4 protein-coding genes (1 of these 4 only partly in view) are annotated in these 26,573 nt (G+C 68.5%); 2 read left to right on the top strand and 2 right to left on the bottom strand.

Going from position 1 to position 26,573, the window contains the following annotated elements; genetic code table 11:
* Positions 1 to 8,741 carry the 3' portion of a non-ribosomal peptide synthetase gene (locus tag DELCS14_RS10590; RefSeq protein WP_013801601.1) on the top strand. 4,210 nt of this gene lie to the left of the window's left edge, so the window shows 8,741 of its 12,951 coding nt (coding positions 4,211-12,951); the start codon falls outside the window, past its left edge; its stop codon occupies positions 8,739 to 8,741.
* Complete coding sequence (locus DELCS14_RS10595; protein ID WP_013801602.1) at positions 8,738 to 22,546, top strand: non-ribosomal peptide synthetase; 13,809 nt, start codon at positions 8,738 to 8,740, stop codon at positions 22,544 to 22,546. Before DELCS14_RS10590 ends, DELCS14_RS10595 begins: the two co-directional genes overlap by 4 nt.
* Positions 22,547 to 22,947: 401 nt before the next feature.
* On the opposite strand, the gene DELCS14_RS10600 is transcribed toward DELCS14_RS10595, so the two are convergent.
* Together DELCS14_RS10600 and DELCS14_RS10605 are read right to left on the bottom strand one after the other, a co-directional pair.
* A complete protein-coding gene (locus DELCS14_RS10600) occupies positions 22,948 to 25,356 on the bottom strand; it encodes a TonB-dependent siderophore receptor (protein WP_013801603.1) in 2,409 nt (802 codons plus the stop codon).
* 175 nt (positions 25,357 to 25,531) lie between these two features.
* On the bottom strand, positions 25,532 to 26,566 hold the full coding sequence (locus DELCS14_RS10605; protein WP_013801604.1) for a FecR domain-containing protein: 1,035 nt from the start codon (positions 26,564 to 26,566) through the stop codon (positions 25,532 to 25,534).
* Positions 26,567 to 26,573: the final 7 nt, after the last annotated feature.

Consider the following 26,573-nt stretch of genomic DNA (forward strand, 5'->3'; position numbering starts at 1 on the left):
CGCAGGACATGGGCCGCGCTGTCGGCATGTTCATCAACACGCTGCCGGTGCGCCTGCGGCTCGGTGGCGCAGACCTTGACGGATTGCTGCGCCAGACCCGCGACTGCCTGGCCGGACTGCTGGCGCATGAGCATGCCCCCCTGTCGCTGGCCCTCAAATGCAGCGGCCTGCCCGGCACCACGCCGCTGTTCAGCAGCCTGCTGAACTACCGGTACGGCCAGGGCGGGGATGGGGCGCCGGCCGGCTGGGAAGGCATCAGCGTGCTTTCGGCCCGCGAGCGCACGACCTATCCCGTGGCCATGTCGGTGAACGACCAGGGTGGAGGCTTCACGCTGGCCGCGCAGGCCGCCGACGCCGACCATGCGCGGCGGTTGTGCCTGTACCTGGAGCAGGCGCTGCAGGCCATGGTGCAGGCCCTGGCCGAAGGAGGGCGCACCCGCGCCTGCGGCCTGGACCTGCTGCCGCCGCAGGAGCTGCTGCAGCTGCAGCGGTGGAGCACCAACACACGGCGCTTCGACGAGGGACCGCCGGTCCACCGCATGTTCGAGGCCAGGGCCGCCCAGGCGCCCGAGGCCATCGCCCTGGTCTGCGCAGACCAGGTCCTGTGCTACGGCGAACTCAACCACCGGGCCAACCGGCTGGCCCACGCACTCATGGCCCGGGGTGTAGGGCCCGAGTCGCGCGTGGGCATTGCCATGGAGCGCTCCATCGGCATGGTGGTGGCACTGCTGGCCGTTCTCAAGGCCGGTGCTGCCTATGTGCCTCTGGACCCCGACTACCCCGCCGAGCGCCTGCGCTACATGGTGGACGACAGCGGCATCGCCTTGCTGCTCACCCACGGCCACCTGGGCGCGCGCATGCCGCAATGGCCTGAAGCCGTGCAGGTGATGGAGCTGGATGAGCCGGCGCCCGAAGAGGCTGGAAGTGCCAACCCCGATCCAGCGCTCAGCGCGGAGAACTTGGTCTATGTGATCTACACCTCCGGCTCCACCGGGCGGCCCAAGGGCGCGGCCAACCGCCATGGCTCGCTGCGCAACCGGCTGCTGTGGATGCAGCAGGCCTATGGGCTGCAGCCATCTGACGTGGTGCTGCAAAAGACACCCTTCGGCTTCGATGTCTCGGTGTGGGAGTTCTTCTGGCCCCTGATGCATGGCGCCAGGCTGGTGCTGGCCGGTCCCGGGGAGCACCGCGACCCCGAGCGGCTTGCCGAGCTGATCGAGCGACACGGGGTAACCACGCTGCACTTTGTGCCGTCCATGCTGCAGGCCTTTTTGCAGCATGCGGATCTGGCGCGCTGCGCCAGCCTGCAGCGCATTTTCTGCAGTGGAGAGGCCTTGCCCGCCGAAGCGCAGGCCGGGGTGTTCGCGGGCTTGCCGCAGGCGGGCCTGTTCAACCTCTACGGGCCCACCGAAGCGGCCATCGACGTGACGCACTGGAGCTGCCGCGACGACGGGCGCAGCCAGGTGCCCATAGGCCGTCCCATCAGCCAGACCGGCGCCCATGTGCTGGACGCAGATCTGGGCCCGGCGCCCGTGGGCGTGGCCGGCGAGCTGTACCTGTCGGGTGCGAACCTGGCGCGCGGCTATCTGCACAGGCCGGCTCTCAGCGCAGAGCGCTTCGTGGCCAGTCCGTTCGGCGACGGCGAGCGCCTGTACCGGACGGGCGATCTGGTTCGCTGGCGGGTCGACGGGGAACTGGAATACCTGGGCCGCATCGACCAGCAGGTGAAGATACGCGGCCTGCGCATCGAACTGGGCGAAGTCGAGGCGCAACTGCTGGCCCAGCCGCAGGTGCAGGAGGCTGTGGCGGTGGCGCGCCAGGGGCCCGGCGGCATGCGGCTGGTCGGCTATGTCAGTGCGCGGCCCGGGCAGGCCATCGATGTCCAGGCACTGCGCGCGGCGCTGGCGCGCACCCTGCCCGAGTACATGGTGCCTGCCTTGATCGTGCAACTGGACGCGATGCCGCTCAATGCCAACGGCAAGCTCGACCGCAAGGCGCTGCCCGAGCCGGACGCACAGGCCGATGCCGGCCACGAGGCGCCGCAGGGCCCCGTGGAGCAGACCCTGGCCCGGGTCTGGGCGCAGGTGCTGGGCATCGAGCGCGTGGGGCGCCAGGACAATTTCTTCGCGCTGGGCGGGGACTCCATCCTCAGCCTGCGCGTGGCCGCGCTGGCGCGCCAGCGCGGCTTGCAGGTGTCGCCCGCCCAGATCTTCGAGAACCAGAGCCTGGCGGCGGTTGCGCAGGCCCTGGGCGATGGGCGGCTGCCGTCGCTGGAAGGCATCGCACGCCATGCCCCGCAGCCGGTGCGGGCACCCTCATCGGCTGAAGCGCGGCAATGGTTCCTCTGGCGCCTGGAGCCCGACAGCTCGGCCTACCACATCGCGGCCACCTGGACGCTGCGCGGCGCGCTGGACCGGGAGGCCCTTCGCCGCAGCTTCGCGGCGCTTGCCCTGCGCCATGAGGCGCTGCGGACCGTGTTCCCGCAGGGACCGTCAGGACAGCCGCAGGCCGTGGTGCTGGAGGGAGCCCAACCGGACTTGCGCGTGATCGACCTGACCGTCGTCCCGCAACCGCAGCGCCGGGCCGATGCGGCCGCTGAACTCCAGCGGCTGGCCGGGACGACATTTGACCTGGCCGCAGATCCGCCCTGGCGCGTGAGCCTGCTGGCCCTGGGGTCGGATGAGCACCGGCTTGCCGTGGTCATGCACCACATCATTTCCGATGGGCAGTCCATGCAGATTCTGGTCCAGGAGCTGCTTGCGCTGTACCTGGCGGGCGTGCAGGCGGCCCCGCCTGCCGAGGGCGCTGGAGCCCCGCCCCTGGCCCCCCCTCTTTGCTACGCAGACTATGCCGCGTGGCAGCGCGGGTGGATGGGCAGTGCCGAGCATGCGCGGCAGCTGCGCTACTGGCAGGACCAACTGGGCGGCGAACACCCCCTGCTGCAACTGCCCGTGGACCATCCGCGGCGAGCCGACGGCCGCTACGAGGCCGGGGAGTGGCAATTCGAGTTGCCCGACACCCTCGCGCGGCAGCTGCATGCCGTCGCGCGGGCCCAAGGCACGACCCTGTTCACGGTGCTGCTCACGGGCCTGCAGATCCTGCTGTATCGCTACAGCGGACAGCAGGACATCCGCGTGGGCGTGCCGATCGCCAACCGCCATCGGCCCGGTGCGGAGGGCATCGTCGGCCTGCTGGTCAACACTCAGGTGCTGCGCGGCCAAGTGCATGACGGCCTGACGCTGGACGAGGCGCTGGCCCGGGCCGGCGAGACCGTCCGCGGGGCGCTGGCCAACCAGGACCTGCCTTTCGAGCAACTGGTGGAGGTGCTTCAGCCGCAGCGGCAGTTGGGCACGCATGCGCTGTTCCAGGTCGTGCACAACCATCAGCGTGCGCAGGCGATGGAGGAGGCCCGCTCTCTGCCCGGCCTGGTGGTGGAGGACGCCGCAAGCGGTACGCGGGCGGCGCAGTTCGAACTGGCACTGGACAGCACGGAGCTGGTGGACGGCAGCATCCACCTGAGCCTGGTCCATGCGGTGGAGTTGTTCGACCGCGCCAGCATGGAGCGCATGGCGGGGCACTATGTGCGGGTGCTGCAAGCCCTGGCGGACGATGGCGCCCAAGAGGTGGGCAGCGTGCCCTTGCTGGGCGAGGACGAGCGCCAGGCGCTGCTGCGACAGGCTCCCGCGGCCATTGCGCTTCGCGCAGCCGGTTGCCTGCACGGGCGCGTGGAATCGCAGGCCCGATGCCAGCCCCAGGCGCCGGCCCTTCGCAGCGAAGGCCACACGCTGTCCTATGCACAGCTCAATGCTGAGGCCAACCGCCTGGCCCATCGCCTGATCGCCCTGGGCGTACGGCCCGAGTCGCGCGTGGGCATCGCCATGCAGCGCTCGGTGGAGATGGTCGTGGGCCTGCTGGCCATCCTCAAGGCCGGTGGCGCCTATGTGCCGCTGGACCCGGACTATCCTGTCGGCCGTCTGTCGCATATGGTCACCGACAGCGGCATCGGCCTGGTGCTGACGCAGGCGGCTGTCCGTGATCGCATCCCCGGCACCGAGTCCCTGCAACTGCTGGAGATCGACACGCTGGACCTGTCGGCCGAATCGGATGCCGATCCGCAGGTGCAGGTCTCGGCCGACAGCCTGGCCTACGTGATCTACACCTCGGGCTCCACGGGCCGCCCCAAGGGCGCGCAACTGAGCCACCGCAACGTGGCGCGGCTGCTGGACGCCACCGATGCCTGGTTCGGCTTCGGGACTGACGACGTCTGGACGCTGTTCCACTCCTACGCCTTCGACTTCTCGGTCTGGGAGATCTTCGGCGCGCTGTGCACGGGTGGCCGGCTCGTGGTGGTGCCGTACTGGGTCAGCCGCTCGCCCCAGGACTTCCTGGCGCTGTTGCGTGCCGAGCGCGTCACGGTGCTCAACCAGACGCCTTCGGCGTTTGGCCAACTGGTCCATGCGGTGGAGCAGGATGAGGAGGGCGGCTCCGGCCTGTCGCTGCGCCATGTGGTCTTTGGCGGCGAGGCGCTGGAGCCCGAGAGCCTGAGGCCGTGGTTCGATCGCTTCGGGGACGAAAGCCCCCGACTCATCAACATGTACGGCATCACCGAGACCACGGTGCATGTGACGTACCGGGAGATCACCCGGAAGGATCTGGAGGGCGGACGCAGCCCCGTGGGCGTGGCGATTCCCGACCTGGGCCTGTATGTGCTCGACGGCAGCCTGAACCTGCTGCCGCAGGGCGTGGCCGGGGAGCTGTTCGTGGCGGGCGAAGGACTGGCACGCGGCTATCTCAACAGGCAAGGGCTGACGGCAGAGCGCTTCATTGCCAACCCGTTCAGCGAGACGGGCGAGCGCCTGTACCGCACAGGCGATCTGGTGCGCTGGAACGCCCAGGGCGAACTCGAATACCTTGGCCGTGCCGACCAGCAGGTCAAGATCCGGGGCTTCCGCATCGAGCTGGGCGAAGTGCAGGCCCAGCTGCTGGCGCAGCCGGAGGTGCGTGAGGCCGTCGTGCTGGCCAGCCAGGGGCCGGGCGGGGCGCGGCTGGTGGCCTATGTCTCGTTGAATTCGCCAGCCGAAGACGGTTTGCTCAAGGACCGGCTGGGCCATGCGCTGCCCGACTACATGGTGCCCTCGGCCATCGTGGTGCTCGATGCCCTGCCGCTGACGGCCAATGGCAAGGTGGACCGCAAGGCCTTGCCCGAGCCCGAGCTGGCGGGTGCGCAGGTCTACGAAGCGCCGCAGGGCGAGGTGGAGCAGATGCTGGCGCGCATCTGGGCCGAGGTGCTGGGCGTGGAGCGCGTGGGACGCCATGACGGCTTCTTCGAGCTGGGCGGGCATTCGCTGCTGGCGCTGGGGTTGCTGGAGCGGGTGCGCGCCCTGGGCCTGGGCGTGCAGGTGCGCACGCTGTTCCAGCACCCGAGGCTGGCGGACTTCGCCCAGGCGCTGGGTCGTGAGCAGGGCCAGTTGCAGGGCAAGGTGCAGATCGAGGTGCCCGCCAACCTGATCCCCGAGGATTGCACGGCCATCACGCCGCAGATGCTGACGCTGGTGGACATCGACGCCGCGGAGATCGCCGGCATCGAGGCCGCGGTGCCGGGCGGCGCCGCGAACATCCAGGACATCTATCCGCTCGCGCCCCTGCAGGAAGGCATCCTGTTCCACCACATGCTGAATGCGGACAGCGATGCCTATGTCACCTCGCATGTGCTGGCCTTCGACAGCCGGCAGCGCCTGGAGCGCTTTGTGGCGAGCTTCAACGAGGTGATTGCACGCCACGACATCCTGCGCACGGCTGTGCTGTGGGAGGGCCTGGGCGAGCCCGTGCAGGTGGTGTACCGCCACGCGCAGCTACAGCCCGAATGGTCGGCGGCCGATGCGCAGCAGCCCCATCCGCGCATCGATGTGCGGCAGGCACCCATGGCGCGCGCGCTGGCCGGGTCGCGCGCGCAGGACGGGCGCTGGCTGCTGCGCCTGCTGTGCCATCACCTGGTGATAGACCACCAGACGCTGGAGCTGCTGGTCCACGAGATCGCGCTGATCCAGCAGGGGCGCCGGGAGCTTTTGTCCGCGCCCCTGCCATTCCGGCGCTTTGTGGCACATGCGCGCAGGGGCGTGGGCGAGGCCGAGCACAGGGCGTTCTTCACGGCGCTGCTGGGCGATGTCACCGAACCCACGGCACCCTACGGCCTGCTCGATGTGCAAGGCGACGGCGGTGCCGTTCAGGAGGCGCGCCTGCGCCTGGATGACGGCCTGGCCGGGCGCATACGGCAACAGGCCCGCCGCAGCGGCGTGAGTTCCGCGGCGCTGTTCCACCTGGCCTGGGCGCTGGTGCTGGGCCGGGCCACGGGGCGTGACGACGTGGTGTTCGGCACCGTGCTGTTCGGGCGCATGCAGGGGGGGCGCGGCGCGGAACGCGCGGTCGGCCTGTTCATCAACACGCTGCCCGTACGGCTGCAGCTGGGCGCGCGCAGCGTGCGCCAATGCCTGGATGACACGCATGCGCTACTGGCCCAGCTGCTGCACCACGAACATGCCAGCCTTTCGCTGATCCAGCGCTGCAGCGGCCTGGCGGGCGGACTGCCCCTGTTCAGCGCCCTGTTCAACTACCGCTACGGCGCTCAGGGCAGCCAGGACACGGCGCCGGCCTGGGAAGGCATGGACATGCTGGAGAGCCGGGAGCGCAGCAACTATCCGTTCGGCATGTCGGTGGACGAACAGGGAAGCGCATTTACGCTGGCCGCGCAGGTGGCGCAGCCCGCCGACGCCCTGCGCGTCTGCGAGGACCTGCGCGATGCGCTGGAACAACTGGTGCAGGCGCTGCAGCAGGCGCCGCAGACGCCGGTCTGCGAACTGGCGCTGGGTCGCGAGGCCGAGCACCGCCGACTGCTGGACTGGGGCGACAACCGGGCAGGCGAGGTCCATGACGCGACGGTCCATGGTCTGTTCGAGGCGCAGGCGCGCCGCCAGCCCGATGCACTGGCGCTGGCTGGCGACGGGCGGCCATGGACCTACGGCGAACTCAACCGGCATGCCAACCGCCTGGCCCATCGGCTGATGGCTTTGGGGGTCGGCGCCGAGGTCCGTGTGGGCATCCTGTTCGAGCGCTGCGCCGACATGGTCGTGGCCCTGCTGGCCGTGCTCAAGGCCGGTGGTGCCTATGTGCCGCTGGACCCCCAATGGCCGGATGGGCGCACCGGTGCCATGTGCGAGGACGCGCGGCTGCGGCTGGTGCTGACCCACGAATGCTGGCTGGAGCGGCCCGTGGGAGATGCCGGATTGCGATGGCTTGCGCTGGATGCACCGGACCCCTGCGTGTGGCCCGATCACGACCCGGCCCGGGCGCTGCACGGGCAGGGCCTGGCCTACCTGATGTACACCTCGGGCTCCACGGGGCGTCCCAAGGGCACGGAGATAGCCCACCAGAGCATCTGCCGCCTGGTGCGTGACGCGGACTGCGCGCGGCTGGGGACCGGGCTGCGCATGCTGCAGTTCGCGCCGCTGGCCTTCGATGCCTCGACCTTCGAGATCTGGGGGGCGCTGTGCAATGGCGGCACCCTGGTGCAGGCGCCGCCGGGCAGGGTGTCCTTCCAGGACCTGGCGGCATTCATGGAGCGCCATGACGTGCGCTGCGCCTGGCTCACGGCGGCGCTCTTCAACCGGATGCTGGAGTCACACCCCGAAGCCCTGGCGCGACTGGACCAGCTGCTCAGCGGGGGCGAGGCCATGTCGGTGCACCATGCGCGCCAGGCGCTGGAGATCATGGGCACAACGGCTCTGATCAATGGCTACGGGCCCACCGAGTGCACGACCTTCGCGGTCTGCGGCCGCGTGGAGGTCGGCGATGTGCAGGGCGCTTGCGTCCCGCTGGGCCGGCCGGTGCGGCAAACCCTGGTCCGGGTGCTGGATGCCGCCATGCAGCCCGTGCCGGCCGGCGTGGTCGGTGAACTCTATCTGGGGGGCGCGGGACTGGCGCGCGGATACCTGGGCTGTGCGGGCCTGACGGCCGAGCGCTTCGTGGCAGATCCGCTGTCGCAGGAGGGCCGCAGGCTGTACCGCACCGGCGACCTGGCGCGCTGGCGTGCCGACGGCCGCATCGAGTACCTGGGCCGCGCGGACCTCCAGATGAAGGTGCGGGGCTACCGCATCGAGGCCGGCGAGATCGAGGCCGGCCTGCTGGCCCAGCCCGGCGTGCGAGAGGCCGCCGTGGTGTCCCGGCCCGGGGCCGGCGGCACACGGCTGCTGGCCTACGTGGTTGCCCAGGCCGGCCACGTGGCCGATCCCGAGGGACTGCGACTGCAGCTGTCCGCGCTGCTGCCCGACTACATGGTGCCCAACGCCATCGTCGGGCTGGACGCCTTGCCTCTCAACGCCAACGGCAAGCTGGACCGCCGGGCCCTGCCCGAGCCGGACCTGGGCGGCGGACCCAGCCATGACGTGCCCCGCGGCGAGACCGAGCGGCGCCTGGCAGCGATCTGGTCGGCCGTGCTGGGCGTGGCGCAGGTGGGGCGTGGCGACAACTTCTTCGAGCTTGGCGGCCACTCCATGGCCGTGCTCGATGTGCAGGCCCGGGTGGGCAGGCAGTTCTCGGTGCAACTGCCCCTGAGGGCCTGCTTCGAGAGCCGCTGCATGGCCGACATGGCCCTGCTGGTGGAACAGACCTTGGGCGCCGCCGATGCCGGCAAGGCCGCCGATCTTCAAAAAATGGCATCCCTTCTGGAAGAGTTGGACCTGGAATGAAAAACACGGAATTCGACATCGCACAGCGCTTCAATCGCCTCGCTCCGGGCAAGCGGCGCCTGTTTCTCGAAGCACTGGCGGCCCAGGGCATCAACTTTTCCAGTCTGCCCATCGTCGCGGGGCAGGATGACGGGACGGCCGTGCCTGCGTCCTATGCGCAGGCACGGATGTGGTTTCTCTGGAAGCTGGAGCCCGACAGCGCGGCCTACCATATCAGCGCAGTCTGGCGCCTGCAGGGTGCGCTGGACGCACAGGCCCTGAGGGCGGGTTTTGCGGATCTGGTCGCCCGGCATGCCGCGCTGCGCACCGTGTTCAGGGCCGGCCCCGACGGCCAGCCCCTGCAGCAGGTGTGCGATTCCCAGCAGGTCGACATTCCCCTATGGGATGGTGAAGCGGCCGGCGATGCGCAGGCCCGGGCATGGGTGCGGCAGGTCTGCGAGCAGCCGTTCGACCTGGAGGCGGGGCCGCTGGTGCGCGTGGCCCTGGTGCGCGAGGGGCAGGACCGGCATCTGCTGGTGGTCGCCATGCACCACATCGTGTCCGACGGGCGCTCCATGCAGATCCTGATCGAGGAATTCGCCGCCCTGTACGGTGCCCATCTGCAGTCCCGGGCCCCCGGACTGCGCCTCCTGCCCGTGCAGTACAGCGACTATGCGGCCTGGCAGCGCAATTGGATGGAGGCGGGCGAGCGCGAGCGCCAACTGCGCTACTGGATGCAGCAACTGGGCGGTGAGCAGCCCGTGCTGCAACTGCAGGCCGACCATGCACGGCGCGCCGACGCCGTCCACCGCGCGGCCGAGCACAGGCTGCAGCTGCCTGCGGCGCTGGCGCATTCACTGCAGGCCCGTGCCCGTGCCGAGGGCGCGACCCTTTTCATGGCGCTGCTGGCGGGATGGCAGGCGTTGCTGGCCCGCTACAGCGGGCAACAGGACATCCGTGTGGGCGTGCCCATCGCCAACCGGCACCGCGCCGAGACCGAAGGGCTGGTCGGCCTCTTCGTCAATACCCAGGTGCTGCGCAACCGCATGGACGCTCGCCGCCCCGTCGTCGAGGTGCTGCGCCAGGCCCGCGAGGCTGCGCTGGCCGCGCAGGCGCATCAGGACCTGCCCTTCGACCAGCTCGTCGAGGCCTTGCAGCCAGAGCGCAATCTCGGCGTCCATGCCCTGTTCCAGGTGATGCACAACCACCAGCGATCAGCCCTCGGCGGGGGAGGACGGCTGGGCGGCCTCACGCTGGAGCCCTGTGCCCAGGAGGGGCGCAGCGCGCAATTCGAACTCACGCTCAACAGCACGGAAGATGCCGACGGCGGCGTGCTGCTGGAGATCAGCTACGCTGCGGGCCTGTTCGAGGCGGCGACCATTGCGCGCATGGCCGGGCATTTGCAGGCCATTTTGCAGGCCCTGGCCGATCATCCCGACCAGGCGTTGGGCGATATCGCCCTGCCGGGCGAGCCGGAGCGCCGGGAACTTGAAGCCTGGGGGCGCGATGCCGAGGTGGCCGGCGACGGACAGCCCGTGCACCGCCGTTTCGAGGCCTGCGCTCGGCGCCTGCCTGAGGCGCCGGCCCTGGCTTTCGGCGATGAGGTTTTGGGCTATGCCGAACTCAACCGGCGTGCCAACCGTCTCGCCCACCGCCTGATCGCGCTGGGCGTGCACCCCGAGACCCGTGTCGCCATCGCGGCCGAACGCTCGGTGGCCATGATCGTGGCCCTGCTGGCCGTGCTCAAGGCCGGCGGCACCTATGTGCCCCTGGATACCGACTATCCGCGAGACCGGCTGGCCTACATGCTGGCCGACAGCGGCGCACGCCTGGTGCTCTGCCAGGGGCCGGGGCGCGGGCTGCTGCCCGAGGATGCGGGCCTGCAACTGCTGGACATCGAGCCCGAGACGGCCGCAGCCGGGCCCGAGCACGATCCCCAGGTGCCGCTCGATGGCGAAAACCTGGCTTACGTGATCTACACCTCGGGCTCGACGGGGCGGCCCAAGGGTGCCGCGAACCGGCATGCCGCACTGAGCAATTGCATGGCCTGGATGCAGCAGCGCTATGCGATAGGCGCCGGGGATGCCGTGCTGCACAAGGCGCCGTTCGGCTTCGATGTCTCGGTCTGGGAAATCTTCTGGCCCCTGACCGTAGGCGTGAAGCTGGTGCTGGCAGGACCCGGCGACCAGCGCGAGCCTGCACGCATCATCGCGCTGATCCGCCGTCACCAGATCACGACGCTGAACTTCGTGCCCTCGATGCTGCAGGCCTTTCTGGCATACGAGGGCATAGAGGAGCAGACACGGCTGCGCTACGTCATCTGCGGTGGCGAGGCCATGCCCGCGGCCACCCAGAGCGAGGCCTTGCGGCGCCTGCGCGGCGTGAGCCTGCAAAACCTCTATGGGCCCACGGAGGCCGCCATCCACGTGACGCAGTGGACCTGCCGTGACGACGGCCTCAGCCTGGTGCCCATTGGCCGGCCCATCAGCGCCACCGAAGCCTGGGTGCTGGATGCCGACATGGCGCCCGTGCCCCAGGGCGTGGCGGGCGAACTGTACCTGGGTGGCATGGCGCTCGCGCGCGGCTACCTGAACCGGCCGGGGCTGACGGCCGAGCGCTTCGTGGCCCATCCCTTCGATGGCAGCGGCAAGGGGCGGCTGTACCGCACGGGGGATCTGGTGCGCTGGAATGCGCAGGGCCAGATCGAATACCTGGGCCGGCTGGACCACCAGATCAAGGTGCGCGGCCTGCGCATCGAGCTGGGCGAAGTCGAGGCCCAACTGCTGGCCCGGCCCGGAGTGCGCGAGGCCGTCGTGGTCGCCGCCCAGGGCGCGGGCGGCACGCGGCTGCTGGCCTACGTGGCCGCGCCGCAGGCTGGGGAAGGCCTGGCGGCCGAGCTGCGCCAGGCTCTGGCCGCCGTGCTGCCCGACTACATGCTGCCTTCCGCCATCGTGGTGCTGGATGCGTTTCCGCTGACACCCAACGGCAAGGTGGACCGCAAGGCCTTGCCTGAACCGGAAATGGCAAGTACCCAGCAATACGAGGCGCCGCAAGGTGAGCTGGAAGAGACGCTGGCCTGCATCTGGGCCGAGGTGCTGGGCGTGGAGCGCGTGGGACGCCATGACAGTTTCTTCGAACTGGGTGGTCATTCGTTGCTGGCCCTGAAGCTGCTCGAACGCATGCGCGCCAGGGGGCTGGCGGCCCAGGTGCGCAGCCTGTTCCTTCAGCCCAGGCTGGCCGACTTTGCGCAGGCCCTTGGTGGCGAACAGGCCGATGCTCGACCCGAGGTGCAGGTGCCGCCCAACGGCATTCCCGAAGACTGCGCGGCCATCACCCCGGCCATGCTGACCCTGGTGGCGCTGGACGCCCAGGAGATTGCACGGATCGCCGCAGCCGTGCCCGGTGGTGCAGCCAACATCCAGGACATCTACCCGCTGGCACCGCTGCAGGAAGGCATTCTTTTCCACCACATGCTTCACCAGCAGGGCGATGCCTATGCCACGCCCAAACTGCTGAGCTTCGATACGCGCGAGCGGCTGCAAGGCTTTGTGGACAGCCTCAACCAGGTGATCGCAAGGCACGACATCCTGCGCACGGCCGTGCTCTGGGAGGGATTGGCCGAGCCCGTGCAGGTGGTCTGGCGCAAGGCGCAGGTGGTTGCTGAATGGGTGGAGGTGCAGGCTGGCGCCGATGCAGCGGCGCAGTTGCACGAGCGGCTGGACCCGCGCGTGCAGCGCATCGAAGTGCGCAAGGCACCGATGATCCGCGCCGTGGCGGCGCAGGATGCGCCGCAGGGCCGCTGGCTGCTGCAGCTGCTGACGCACCATCTGGTGCTGGACCACACGACGCTGGAGCGCATCGTCGAGGAGATTGGTTTGATCCGCCAGGGGCGCGAGCATGCGCTGCCCCAGCCGCTGCCGTTCAGGCGCTTCGTGGCGCAGGCACGGCTGGGGGTGAGCGCCAGGGAGCACGAAGAGTTCTTTCGCGCCATGCTGGGCGATGTGGATGAGCCCACGGCGCCGTTCGGTCTGCTGGACGTGCAGGGTGACGGCAGCGGGGTGCAGGAGGCGCGCCATGTGCTGGATGCGGGGCTGGCACGCGCCGTGCGCCTTGCAGCGCAGCGCCAGGGCGTGAGCGCGGCCAGCCTGTTCCATCTGGCCTGGTCGCTGGTGCTGGGCCGGACCACGGGCAGGGACGACGTGGTGTTCGGCACGGTGCTGTTCGGGCGCATGCAGGGCGGTGAAGGGGTGGAGCGTGCGCTGGGCATGTTCATCAACACCTTGCCGCTGCGCGTACGGCTGGGAGAGCGCAGCGTGCAGGAGTGCCTGCGCCAGACGCATGAGGGGTTGTCGGGGCTGATGCACCATGAGCACGCGACGCTGTCGCTGGCGCAGCGCTGCAGTGCGCTGGAGGGTGGTACGCCGCTGTTCTCCACCCTGCTCAACTATCGCTACAGCGCGGCGCAGGACGTGGACACTGCCGCCAGAACCTGGGAAGGCCTCACGGTCCTGGGTGGTGAGGAACGCACCAACTACCCGGTAACAGTATCGATCGACGATCTGGGCGAGGGCTTCGGCATCGTGATGCAGGCCAGCGAGTCCATTGGTGCCCAGCGGCTGTGCAGCTACATGGGGGCCGCCATCCAGGCGGTCGTCGGGGCGCTGGAGCGGGCTCCACACAGCAATGCAGGGGCGCTGCAGATTCTGGGTGAGACGGAGCGGACGGCGCTTGAGCGCTGCGGCAGCAGGCAGCCATGCCTTGCGCATGCCGTGCCGCTGCAGCACGCGATCGAAGAACAGGCGCGTGTGCGGCCTGGGGCGAAGGCCCTGGTATTCGAAGCACAAAGCCTCAGCTATGGCGAACTCAACGCCCAGGCCAACCGCCTGGCCCACCGCCTGATCGCCCTGGGCGTGCGCCCCGAGTCGCGCGTGGGCATTGCCATGTCGCGCTCGGTGGAGATGGTGGTCGGCCTGCTGGCCATCCTCAAGGCCGGTGGCGCCTATGTGCCGCTGGACCCGGACTACCCGGCCGACCGTCTGGCGCACATGGTGGAGGACAGCGGCATTGCCCTGGTGCTGACGCAGACTGCTGTGCGTACGCGCATTCCGGGCGCAGACCGCTTGCAGATTCTGGAGGTCGATACGCTGGACCTGTCGGCCGAATCGGATGCCGATCCGCAGGTGCAGGTGTCGGCCGACAGCCTGGCCTACGTGATCTACACCTCGGGCTCCACGGGCCGCCCCAAGGGCGCGCAGCTGAGCCACCGCAACGTGGCACGGTTGCTCGCTGCCACCGAGGCCTGGTTCGGCTTTGGGCCTGACGATGTCTGGACCCTGTTCCACTCCTACGCCTTCGACTTCTCGGTCTGGGAGATCTTTGGTGCGCTGTGCACGGGTGGCCGGCTCGTGGTGGTGCCGTACTGGGTCAGCCGCTCGCCCCAGGACTTCCTGGCCTTGCTGCGTGCGGAACGCGTCACGGTTCTCAATCAAACGCCTTCGGCCTTTGGGCAGCTGGTGCATGCCGTGGAGCAGGACGAGGAGTGTGGCGCTGGCCTGTCGCTGCGCCATGTGGTCTTTGGCGGCGAGGCGCTGGAGCCCGAAAGCCTGAGGCCGTGGTTCGATCGCTTCGGGGACGAAAGCCCCCGACTCATCAACATGTACGGCATCACCGAGACCACGGTGCATGTGACGTACCGGGAGATCACCAAGACTGACCTTCAAGGAGGACGCAGCCCCGTCGGAGTGGCGATTCCCGACCTGGGCCTGTATGTGCTCGATGGCGGCCTGGACCTGCTGCCGCAGGGCGTGGCGGGCGAGCTGTTCGTTGCGGGCGCGGGCCTGGCGCGTGGCTACCTGAACCGGCAAGGCCTGAGCGCGGAGCGCTTCATCGCCAACCCCTTCACGGACGATGGCAGCAGGCTGTACCGCACAGGCGATCTGGTGCGCTGGAACGCGCAGGGCGAGCTCGAATACCTGGGCCGGGCCGACCAGCAGGTCAAGATCCGGGGCTTCCGCATCGAGCTGGGCGAAGTGCAGGCCCAGCTGCTGGCGCAGCCGGAGGTGCGTGAGGCCGTCGTGCTGGCCAGCCAGGGGCCGGGCGGGGCGCGGCTGGTGGCCTATGTCTCGTTGAATTCGCCAGCCGAAGACGGTTTGCTCAAGGACCGGCTGGGCCATGCGCTGCCCGACTACATGGTGCCCTCGGCCATCGTGGTGCTCGATGCCCTGCCGTTGACGGCCAATGGCAAGGTGGACCGCAAGGCCTTGCCTGAACCGGAAATGGCAAGTACCCAGCAATACGAGGCGCCGCAGGGCGAACTGGAAGAGGCGCTGGCGCGCATCTGGGCCGAGGTGCTGGGCGTGGAGCGCGTGGGACGCCATGACAGCTTCTTCGAGCTGGGTGGTCATTCGTTGCTGGCCCTGAAGCTGCTCGAACGCATGCGCGCCAGGGGGCTGGCGGCCCAGGTGCGCAGCCTGTTCCTTCAGCCCAGGCTGGCCGACTTTGCGCAGGCCCTTGGTGGCGAACAGGCCGATGCTCGACCCGAGGTGCAGGTGCCGCCCAACGGCATTCCCGAAGACTGCGCGGCCATCACCCCGGCCATGCTGACCCTGGTGGCGCTGGACGCCCAGGAGATTGCACGGATCGCCGCAGCCGTGCCCGGTGGTGCAGCCAACATCCAGGACATCTACCCGCTGGCACCGCTGCAGGAAGGCATTCTTTTCCACCACATGCTGCACCAGCAGGGCGATGCTTACGCCACGCCCAAACTGCTGAGCTTCGATACGCGCGAGCGGCTGCAAGGCTTTGTGGACAGCCTCAACCAGGTGATCGCAAGGCACGACATCCTGCGCACGGCCGTGCTCTGGGAGGGATTGGCCGAGCCTGTGCAGGTGGTCTGGCGCCATGCGCAGGTCCAGACCGAATGGGTGGATGTGGTGGCGGGCGCCGATGCGGCGGCGCAGTTGCACGAGCGGCTGGACCCGCGCGTGCAGCGCATCGAAGTGCGCAAGGCACCGATGATCCGCGCCGCGGCGGCGCAGGATGCGCCGCAGGGCCGCTGGCTGCTGCAGCTGCTGACCCACCATCTGGTGCTGGACCACACGACGCTGGAGCGCATCGTCGAGGAGATCGCGCTGATCCGCCAGGGGCGCGAGCATGCGCTGCCCCGGCCGCTGCCGTTCAGGCGCTTCGTGGCGCAGGCGCGGCTGGGGGTGAGCGCCAGGGAGCACGAAGAGTTCTTTCGCGCCATGCTGGGCGATGTGGATGAGCCCACGGCGCCTTTCGGCCTGCTGGACGTGCAGGGTGACGGCAGCGGGGTGCAGGAGGCGCGCCATGTGCTGGATGCGGGGCTGGCACGCGCCGTGCGCCTTGCAGCGCAGCGCCAGGGCGTGAGCGCGGCCAGCCTGTTCCATCTGGCCTGGTCGCTGGTGCTGGGCCGGACCACGGGCAGGGACGACGTGGTGTTCGGCACGGTGCTGTTCGGGCGCATGCAGGGTGGCGAGGGGGTGGAGCGTGCGCTGGGCATGTTCATCAACACCTTGCCGCTGCGCGTACGGCTGGGAGAGCGCAGCGTGCAGGAGTGCCTGTGCCAGACGCATGAGGGGTTGTCGGGGCTGATGCACCATGAGCACGCGACGCTGTCGCTGGCGCAGCGCTGCAGTGCGCTGGAGGGTGGTACGCCGCTGTTCTCCACCCTGCTCAACTATCGCTACAGCGCGGCGCAGGACGTGGACACTGCCGCCAGAACCTGGGAAGGCCTCACGGTCCTGGGTGGTGAGGAACGCACCAACTACCCGGTAACGGTATCGATCGACGATCTGGGCGAGGGCTTCGGCATCGTGATGCAGGCCAGCGAGTCCATTGGTGCTCAGCGGCTGTGCAGCTACATGGGGGCCGCCATCCAGGCGGTCGTCGGGGCGCTGGAGCGGGCTCCACACAGCAATGCAGGGGCGCTGCAGATTCTGGGTGAGACGGAGCGGACGGCGCTTGAGCGCTGCGGCAGCAGGCAGCCATGCCTTGCGCATGCCGTGCCGCTGCAGCACGCGATCGAAGAACAGGCGCGTGTGCGGCCCGGGGCGAAGGCCCTGGTATTCGATGCACACAGCCTCAGCTATGGCGAACTCAACGCCCAGGCCAACCGCCTGGCCCACCGCCTGATCGCCCTGGGCGTGCGCCCCGAGTCGCGCGTGGGCATTGCCATGTCGCGCTCGGTGGAGATGGTGGTCGGCCTGCTAGCCATCCTCAAGGCCGGTGGCGCCTATGTGCCGCTGGACCCGGACTATCCGGCCGATCGGCTGGCGCACATGGTGGAGGACAGCGGCATTGCCCTGGTGCTGACGCAGGCTGCAGTGCGTACGCGCATTCCGGGTGCAGACCGCTTGCAGATTCTGGAGGTCGATACGCTGGACCTGTCGGCCGAATCGGATGCCGATCCGCAGGTGCAGGTCTCGGCCGACAGCCTGGCCTACGTGATCTACACCTCGGGCTCCACGGGCCGCCCCAAGGGCGCGCAGCTGAGCCACCGCAACGTGGCGCGGCTGCTCGCTGCCACCGATGCCTGGTTCGGCTTCGGCCCGGACGATGTCTGGACGCTGTTCCATTCCTACGCCTTCGACTTCTCGGTCTGGGAGATCTTTGGCGCGCTGTGCACGGGTGGCCGGCTCGTGGTGGTGCCGTACTGGGTCAGCCGCTCGCCCCAGGACTTCCTGGCGCTGTTGCGCGCCGAGCACGTCACGGTGCTCAACCAGACGCCTTCGGCGTTTGGCCAACTGGTCCATGCGGTGGAGCACGATGAGGAGGGCGGCTCCGGCTTGGCGCTGCGCAAGGTGATCTTCGGCGGCGAGGCGCTGGAGCCCGAAAGCCTGCGGCCGTGGTTCGATCGCTTCGGGGACGAAAGCCCCCGACTCATCAACATGTACGGCATCACCGAGACCACGGTGCATGTGACGTACCGGGAGATCACCAAGACAGATTTGGACGGTGGCCGCAGTCCCGTGGGAACTGCCATTCCGGACCTGGGCCTGTACGTGCTGGACGGCAGTCTGAACCTGTTGCCGCAAGGCGTGGCGGGCGAGCTGTTCGTTGCGGGCGCGGGCCTGGCGCGTGGCTACCTGAACCGGCAAGGCCTGAGCGCGGAGCGCTTCATCGCCAATCCCTTCACGGACGATGGCAGCAGGCTGTACCGCACAGGCGACCTGGTGCGCTGGAACGCGCAGGGCGAGCTGGAATACCTGGGCCGGGTCGATCAGCAGGTCAAGATCCGGGGCTTCCGCATCGAGCTGGGCGAGGTGCAGTCGCAACTGCTGGCCCAGCCTGAAGTGCGTGAGGCGGTGGTCCTGGCCAAGCAAAGCGCAGGCGGGGCGAGATTGGTGGCCTATGTCTCGCTGAATTCGCCAGCCGAAGACGGTTTGCTCAAGGACCGGCTGGGCCATGCGCTGCCCGACTACATGGTGCCCTCGGCCATCGTCGTGCTCGATGCCCTGCCGTTGACGGCCAATGGCAAGGTGGACCGCAAGGCCTTGCCCGAGCCCGAGCTGGCGGGTGCGCAGGCCTACGAGGCGCCGCAGGGCGATGTGGAGGCGATGCTGGCAGGCATCTGGGAAGAGGTGCTGGAGCTGGATCGTGTGGGGCGCAGCGACAACTTCTTCATGCTGGGCGGCGATTCCATCCTGAGCCTGCAGATCGTGAGTCGGACGTACCGTGCCGGCTGGCGCATCACGCCCCGGCAATTGTTCGAGCGGCAGACGGTGGCCGAACTCGCGGCCGTGGCAGAACCTGCGGACCAGCGCGCGGCGGTGGCGGGGACCCCGTCGGACGGGCAGCGTGGCCGCCTGGTGGACTTTTTCGATGCCCAGGCCCTGGCGGGCCTGCCGTTTGCCCAGGAAGACGTGGAGGATGTGTATCCGCTCACTCCGACGCAGGAAGGCATGTTCTTCCATGCCATGGAGGCGCCGGGAACCGGTCTGTATGTCAATCAGCTCGGGGTGGACCTGTCCGGGGTCGATGCCGAGCGCCTGGCCCGCGCCTGGTCGGCCATGGTGCAGCGCCACGCCATGCTGCGCACGGCCTTTGTCTGGCAGGCTGGCATGCAGCGACCGCTGCAGGTGGTGCTGCGCCAGGCAACGGCAAAGTTCGTGCAGCATGACTGGCGTGGGCTTGATGATGCGGTCGAGCGCGCGGACCGCCTGGGCAGGGAGGAGTTGTGCAGGGAGACCGACTGGATGGCTCCGCCGCTGGTCCGCATCCACCTGATCCGCATCTCGGACACGGGCTTCCGGCTGCTGTGGACACAGCACCACATCCTCACGGACGGCTGGAGCGATTCCCGGCTCTGGGGGGAATGGCTGCAGAGCTATGCGGGCGAGCAACTGCCCGCCCAGCCTCCCGCCTACGGGGACTTCCTGCGCTGGCTGCAGCGGCAGGATGCCGAGGCTGCCAAGGCCTTCTGGCAAGGGGAGCTGGCCGGGCTTGAGGGGCCGGTTCTGCTGGCCGACCCCCAGCAGCGCACCGGCACCGACGGCTATGCCAAGCTTTTCACGCGGCTGGATGCGCAGCGGACAGCCGCCCTCGTGGGCCTGGCCCAGCGCGAGCGCGTGACCATGAACACCCTGGTGCAGGCCGTCTGGTCGCTGGTGTTGCAGCGGCAGGCCGGCAGCCGGCAGGTCGTCTTCGGCGCCACGGTGGCCGGCAGGCCTGCAAGCCTGGAGGGCGCCGAGCAGATGCTGGGCCTGTTCATCAACACCATTCCGATCGCCGTATCGGTGCGCGCTGGGCTGTCCATCGGCGAATACCTGCGCGCGGTGCAGTCCGGCAATCTGAGGGCGCGGGAATTCGAGCACTCGGCATTGGCCGACATACAGCGCTGGGCAGGATCTGCGGGCAGGCCCCTGTTCGACAGCATCATCGTTTTCGAGAACCATCCGATGGACCAGACCATGAAGCGCCTGGACCAGTTCGGGCTGGAATTCGGTGCCGTGGCCGGCAGCGGCCTGACCGGCTACGCCATGGATTTGCAGGTCACCGTGGGTGAGGTGCTGGAAATCGAGTACTGCTACGCGCGCCAGTCCTTCGACGAGGCCCGTGTGGCGGACATGCGGCAGCTGGTCGAGCATTTGCTGCACCAACTGTTGGTTCTGGATGCGGACCAGCCCCTGGGGCAGCTGGGGTGGCTGGGCGCTTCGCAGCAGGCCGGCATGCTGGCATTGGGCCGCTCCGAGTCGCAGGCTCCCCCGGGGCCGCGCAGCACGGTGCATGCGCTGATCGCGCAGCAGGCGAGCGCGCGGCCCGAGGCCATCGCCTTGAGGATGGGCGATGCGCACATGAGCTATGCACAGCTCGACGCCCAGGCCAATCGCCTGGCACGCCATCTGGTGGAGCTGGGGGTGGGGCCCGACAAGGTGGTCGGGGTGGCGCTGGAGCGCTCCATGGACATGGTGGTTGCCTTGCTGGCCGTGCTCAAGGCCGGTGGTGCCTACGTGCCGCTCGATATCGCCTATCCCTGCGACCGGCTGGCCTTCATGCTCCAGGACAGCGGGGCCATGCTTCTGGTCAGCCAGAGCAGCGTGCTGCCCCGGCTGGCCGCGTTGCACGTGCCGACACTGCGCATGGAAGACGTGCCCTATGGCCAGCTGAAGGCGCACGGCTTGGCGCCGCGCTGCGACGCCGATCATCTGGCCTACGTGATCTATACGTCGGGCTCCACCGGGCTTCCCAAGGGCGTGGCGGTATCCCACGGCCCGCTGGCCATGCACTGCCTGGCCACGGCGCAAATCTATGGGATGACGCCCGCATCCTGCGAACTGCACTTCATGTCCTTCTCGTTCGACGGTGCCCATGAGCGCTGGCTGACGCCCCTGTGCGTGGGAGCCAGCCTGGTGCTGAGGGACGGCGAACTCTGGACGGCCGAGCAGTCCTATCAGGCGCTGCAACGCCATGGCGTGACCACGGCGGCCTTCCCGCCTGCCTACCTTGGCGAGATCGCCGATTGGGCCGCGCCGCGCGACGATGTTCCCGAGGTAGAACTCTATGTCTTTGGCGGAGAGGCCATGCCCAAGGCAGCCTACGACAAGGTGTCCACCCATCTGCGGCCGCGCTGGCTGATCAACGGCTATGGACCCACGGAAACGGTGGTGACGCCGTTGATCTGGCGCACCGGCGGCGATCAACGCTTCGAGTGCGCCTATGCACCCATAGGCAGGCCCGTGGGCGAACGTTCCGTCTACGTGCTGGACGAGGACATGCAGCTGTTGCCGGCCGGCAGGGTGGGCGAGCTGTATATCGGAGGCTACGGTCTGGCGCGCGGCTATCTCGGGCGCAGTGCACTGACCGCCGAGCGCTTCATCGCCAATCCGTTCGATGCGCAGGGCGGGCGCCTGTACCGGACCGGCGACCTGGTGCGCTGGATGGATGACGGCAATATCGAGTACATAGGCCGTGCCGACCATCAGGTCAAGATCCGGGGCTTCCGCATCGAACTAGGCGAGGTGGAGAAGGCCGTGCGCGCGCTGGCCGGCGTTGCCGATGCCGCCGTGGTTGTGCAGGAGGCTGCCTCTGGCCGTCAACTGGTTGCCTATCTGGTGCTGGACGGCCTGGCAGCGGACAACCGTGCAGGTCAGCGCATACGCCAGCAGCTTTCCGAGCGCCTGCCGGACTACATGGTGCCGGCGCATTGCGTGCCGCTGCCCGCCCTGCCTCGTCTTGTCAGCGGCAAGCTGGACCGCCAAGCACTGCCCCTGCCCGAGGCCGACGGTGCGAGAGCTTTCGTGCCGCCCTCGACGGACGAGGCCCGTGCGCTGGCCAAGGTATGGCAGGAGGTGCTGGGCGTGGACCGGGTGGGCGAGACCGACAACTTCTTCGAACTGGGCGGAGATTCGCTGCTCAGCCTGAAGATGCACGCCAAGGTGCGCAAGCTCGGCAACCGGCGGCTGGATTTCAAGCTGCGCGATCTGTTGCAACGGCCCACGATCGCCGGCCTGCTGGGTCTGGGCGCCGAACAGGAGACACGCGCTGCAGGCCTGATCGCTCTCAATGCCGTATGCGAGGGGGTGCCACCGCTTTTCTGCATCCATGCGGGCTTTGGAACCATCTTCGACTACCAGCCGCTGGCCAGGGCGCTCAACGGCGTGCGGACCGTGTATGCGATCGCCTGCCGCAGTCTGTCTGCGCCAGACCACCTGGACCATTCGCTGGAACAGATGGCCGATGACTACTGCCGCATGGTCCGCGCCGTTCAGCCCAGCGGGCCCTACCACCTGCTGGGATGGTCATTGGGCGGCAGCCTTGTGGCCTTGATGGCATCCCGGCTGGAGGCCCAGGGCCAGACGCTGGGACTGCTGGGACTGGTCGATCCCTTCGTTCCCGAGGCCGGGCAGACCTCGTCCGATGACTGGTGGCCGGATTTCCTGGCCTTTGTGGGCCATCTGCTTCCCCATGCAGATATCGATGATGTGGCCGAGGTCCACACCATCTCCCAGCCCAGCGCCGACCTTCTGGCGGGTCCTCTGGGACGCGCTGCGGCCCGAGCAGGCGCGCAGCTGGCCGAAGGCAGCGTACCCATGGAGGGGGCTGATCTGGCCCAGACCTTCATGACGGCGCTTCATCTGAAGCGCCTGTCATTGCAGACCGAGAGGCTCAGGCCGGTGGCTGGCGCGGCGCAGCTGTGGTGGAGCGAGGGCCGCAATGCCAGCGACCGCACCAGGTTGCAGCAGCAACTGCGGCAGGACGATGTCCCGGGCTCGGAGATCGAGGCAGACCATTTCTCCATGCTGCGGGATGCCGGCCTGCTTGCGCAGTTGCTCGAACTGCTGGCCTGCGAGTTCGAGCCCGGATGATCCGGCGCAGCCCCTTGGCGTGGGTCGCTGCGCCAAGGGGCTGCTGCGGGGCCGCCGGGCTCGCTGTGGCCTCCCCTGGCTGCCGCCCAATCGTCCGGGCAGAGCGTTGGCCAGGTCTTTGAATCCCCGTGGCGCCTGGCCTTGAATCCGACCAATCTGGCGGACAAGACCTATGCTTGCGGCTGCACGCACGACTGCTTCTGCGGCGAGCCGCGCAGGGTCATGGGTACGGCCACCTCCCGGTGGCAGTCCGCCACCAGGCATGGGCCACGGCCGGAGCGATCCGGCCGTGGTCTTTTGGTTTTTGCAGGCGCCGAAGGCGCCGTTCAGGGAGTCTGCAGCTGCACGGCGCCGCCGGCCTGCGGGCGCATCCTGCAGGGCCGGCCTCGCGGCAGTCCGTTCTACCAGCGATAGGTTGCCGTACCGATGACCCTGCGCGGTTCGCCGTAGAAGCAGCCGTAGGTGCAGTTGCCTATGTAGGTCTTGTCGGTGAGGTTGTTGACGTTCAGCGCAAGCCTCCAGGGGCCCGTGGTGTAGCTGACCATGGCGTCGAACAGCGTGAAGGCGGGCACGGGGTTGTTGGTCTGGCTGCGCGTGCTGCCCACGTAGCGCATGCCTGCGCCTATCTTCAGGCCCGGCAGGCCGAGGATGCCGAAGTTGTAGTCGCCCCAGATCGAAAGCTGGTTGTAGGGCACGCCCGGGGAGCGCAGGCCTTCCTGTTCGGGCTGCAGGGGACTTGCCTTGATGGTGGCTGCCTCCGTATAGGCATAGGCCAGGATGAGGTTGGCATTGCGGCCCACGGCGGTGCGGGCCTCCAGCTCGAAGCCGCGCGAGCGGACCTCTCCCTGCTGGATGCTGTAGGTCAGGGTGGGATCTTGCGGATCGGCGACGAGCACGTTCTGGCGCGTCAGCTGGTAGACGGCGGCCGAGATCATCGTATTGGAGCCCTTGGGCTGGTAGCGCACGCCGGCCTCATACTGCTGGCCCGTGGTCGGCTTGAAGCGCGAGCCCAGGCGGTCCCGGCCCGAGGTCGGTTCGAAGGATTCGCTGTAGCTCAGGAAAGGAGCCCAGCCGTTATCGGCCAGGTAGACCAGGCCGGCACGGCCCGTGAAGGCGTGGTCCTTCTCGTTGTCCACGGATTTCGCGCCGGTGAAGAAGCTGCTCTCGTCGTAGCGGACGGAGTCATAGCGTCCGCCCACCAGGACCACCCACTTGTCGTTGATCTTCATCTGATCCTGGGCATAGAGGCCCATGCGTTTGGCCGTGCTCTTCCAGGAATACGGGTTCTGTGTGATCTCGGTGCCCATGGGGCTTCCATAGACAGGGTTGTAGAGATCGATGTTGTCGATGCTGCGCGTGTAGCGTTCGCTTTCGTGGCGGGGTGCCGAATAATCGAAGCCCACCAGCATGGTGTGCCGCACGCTGCCAGTCTCGGCCTGGTATTCGAGCGAGGTATCGGAGACCACGGCGGAGGAGCGGTCCCACCGCGGTGCCACCCCCCTGTATGCCGTGGTGCGCTGGTCGGCCGCCAGGCCGGAGATCCAGATGGACGCGTATTCGTTGTCTGCCTTCATGTAGCGCAGGCTGTTCCTCAGCTTGACTCTGTCGTTGAAGGCGTGCTCGAACAGATAGCCGATGGAGAAGCGGTTCAGTTCGAACTTGTCGTAGCCTGGCTCTCCAACGAACAGGTTACGGGGTAACCGCCCGTTGATGTTGGGCAGGATGGTCCCCTCCTCGGGCAGGCCGTAAACATAGGCCGAACTGTCCTTCTGGTAATCGGCCAGGATGGTCAGCGAGGTCGCTGCATTGGGCTGCCACTTGAGCGCCGGCGCGATGAAGAGCCGGTCGTCGGGCGTGTAGTCCACGAAGGAATTGCTGTCGCGCTTGAGGAAGGTCAGCCGATAGGACCATTCACCGTCCTTGTCCAGCGGGCCGCCGAAGTCGCCGGAAACCTGCTTGCGGCTGAAGCTGCCGACTTCGACATTGAGCTCGTGCAGGGGGGTGGACGTCGGGCGCTTGCTCACCGTGTTGATGATGCCGCCGGGCGCGGCAGAACCGTAGAGCACCGATGCGGCGCCCTTGAGCAGCTCGATGCGCTCCAGGCCGTAGGGCTCCTGCTGGCCGTTGAAGATGTTGACGGTGTACTTGGTGCCGTCGCGGTACTGGTTGCCGTTACCGTCGAGCTGGAAGCCCCGCACGATCAGCGTGTCCGAAGTCCTGTCCAGGCCTTCGGAGCGGCTGACGCCGGCCACGTAACCGAGCGCGTCCTGCAGGTTCTGCGACTTGAGCACCTCGATTTCCTCGGCGCCGACGATGGAGATGGACTGCGGCGTTTCGATCAGGGGCGTATCCGTCTTGGTGCCCGTGGCGCTGCGTTTGGCCACATAGCCTTGCAAGGGGCCCGTCGGGCTTTCGCCCTCGTGCGCAGCCAGCACATTGACCACAGGCAGCGTGGTGCTGCCGCTCACCAAGCGCCGGATGGCGAAGCCTCCATTGGCCGTCCTGGATGCTTCCAGGGATGAGCCTGCCAGCATGTCCCTCAAGGCCTGCTCCACGCTGAGCTTGCCGGAAACGGCGCGGGAATTCAGCCCGGACACCAGGTCCCCGGCTGCAAACACCTGGGTCTGGGTCTGCCGGGAAAGCTCGTTGAGTGCCGTTGCCAGCGGCTGTGAGGGCACATGGATGTCGAAGGCCTGTGAAGGAGCCTGGGCGGCGGGTTGCGCGGCAGCGGGAAGAGCGCAGAGGGTGGTGGTGCCGAAGGCCGCGGCGAGCGCGGCGCTCAGCAGATGCTGTCTGGGCAGAGAACGCATGGTTGATGGTGTTCCGGGTGCATTGAATGAGAGCTATTCCTGAAGAGGCGCGGGCTCCCGTTCTTTCCCGGTTGCCACATGCCGCACTGCGAAGACGTATGGGCCGCCGAAACGAAGACAGTCTGTTGCAATTTTTTTGCACTGGCAGGCGCCCGAATGCCTGCCTGGAATGCTTTCAGAGCGCCTGCAACTGCACCCCGCCATCCGGCTGCGGGCGCACCCTCAGCGGCAGGATGGACGGCAGCACGGCCAGCAGGCCGGCCGAGTCATTGGCGCGAAAGCGCCCGGTCAGGCGCAGCGCGGCCACGCGCGCATCGGCGGCTTCGATGGGCTGGGTGCGGTAGGCGTTGACCGTGGCCAGGGCCTCGGCCAGCGGGGTGTTCTCGAAGACCAGCCAGCCCTCGCGCCAGGCGGACAGCGTGGCGGCATCGGCCTGGCGCACGGCCTCGGCCTGGCCGTTGCGGATGTCCACGATCTGGCCGGGCAGCAGGTCCAGCGTTGCCGCCGCCGGGCCCGTCGCATCCTGCGCATCCCTGCCCAGCACGCGGACCCTGACATGGCCATGCTCCACGCCCACGGTGACGGGGCCGCCGCGGTCGCGCACGGTGAAGACCGTGCCCACGACCTCGATGCGTGCCTCGCGCGTGATGACCTCGAAGGGCCGGTCGGGATCGGGGGCCACGTCGAATCGCACTTCGCCCCGGGCCATGGACACGCTGCGGCGCTGGCGGTAGAGCGTCACGGCAATGGCGCTCTGGGGCGCCAGTTCCACCAGGCTGGCCTGCAGCGGCAGCTTGCCGTCGGCCAGAGTGATCTTGAGGATCTGCGAGTTGCGCGTGGCGTAGGCCGAGGTGTGTATGGGCTGCTGCCAGTACCAGTAGGCGCCCCGGCCCGCCAGCGCGCCTGTGCCCAGCAGCCCGGCGAAGGACAGCAGCAGCTTGCGGCGCCGGACGGCCTGGGTGGAGCGCGAGGCCCGGTCGGCCAGCAGGGCGGTTTCCTGGAACTGCTCGCGCAGGCCGCCGGACATGCCGCCCAGCAGGTTCCAGCGCAGGTGCGCCTCGCGTGCGGCGGCATCGTGCCGGGCTGATTTCCCGCGCCATTCGCCCAGGGTCAGGCGGGCCTGGTCGGCCACCGGGTCGGGAGCGATTTCGCTTTGAACGATCAGCGTCAGCGCATGCTCGACCATGCGCTCGCTAGGTGCACTTGCCATGGAAAGG

Source organism: Delftia sp. Cs1-4, assembly GCF_000214395.1.
GTDB classification, from domain to species: domain Bacteria; phylum Pseudomonadota; class Gammaproteobacteria; order Burkholderiales; family Burkholderiaceae_C; genus Comamonas; species Comamonas acidovorans.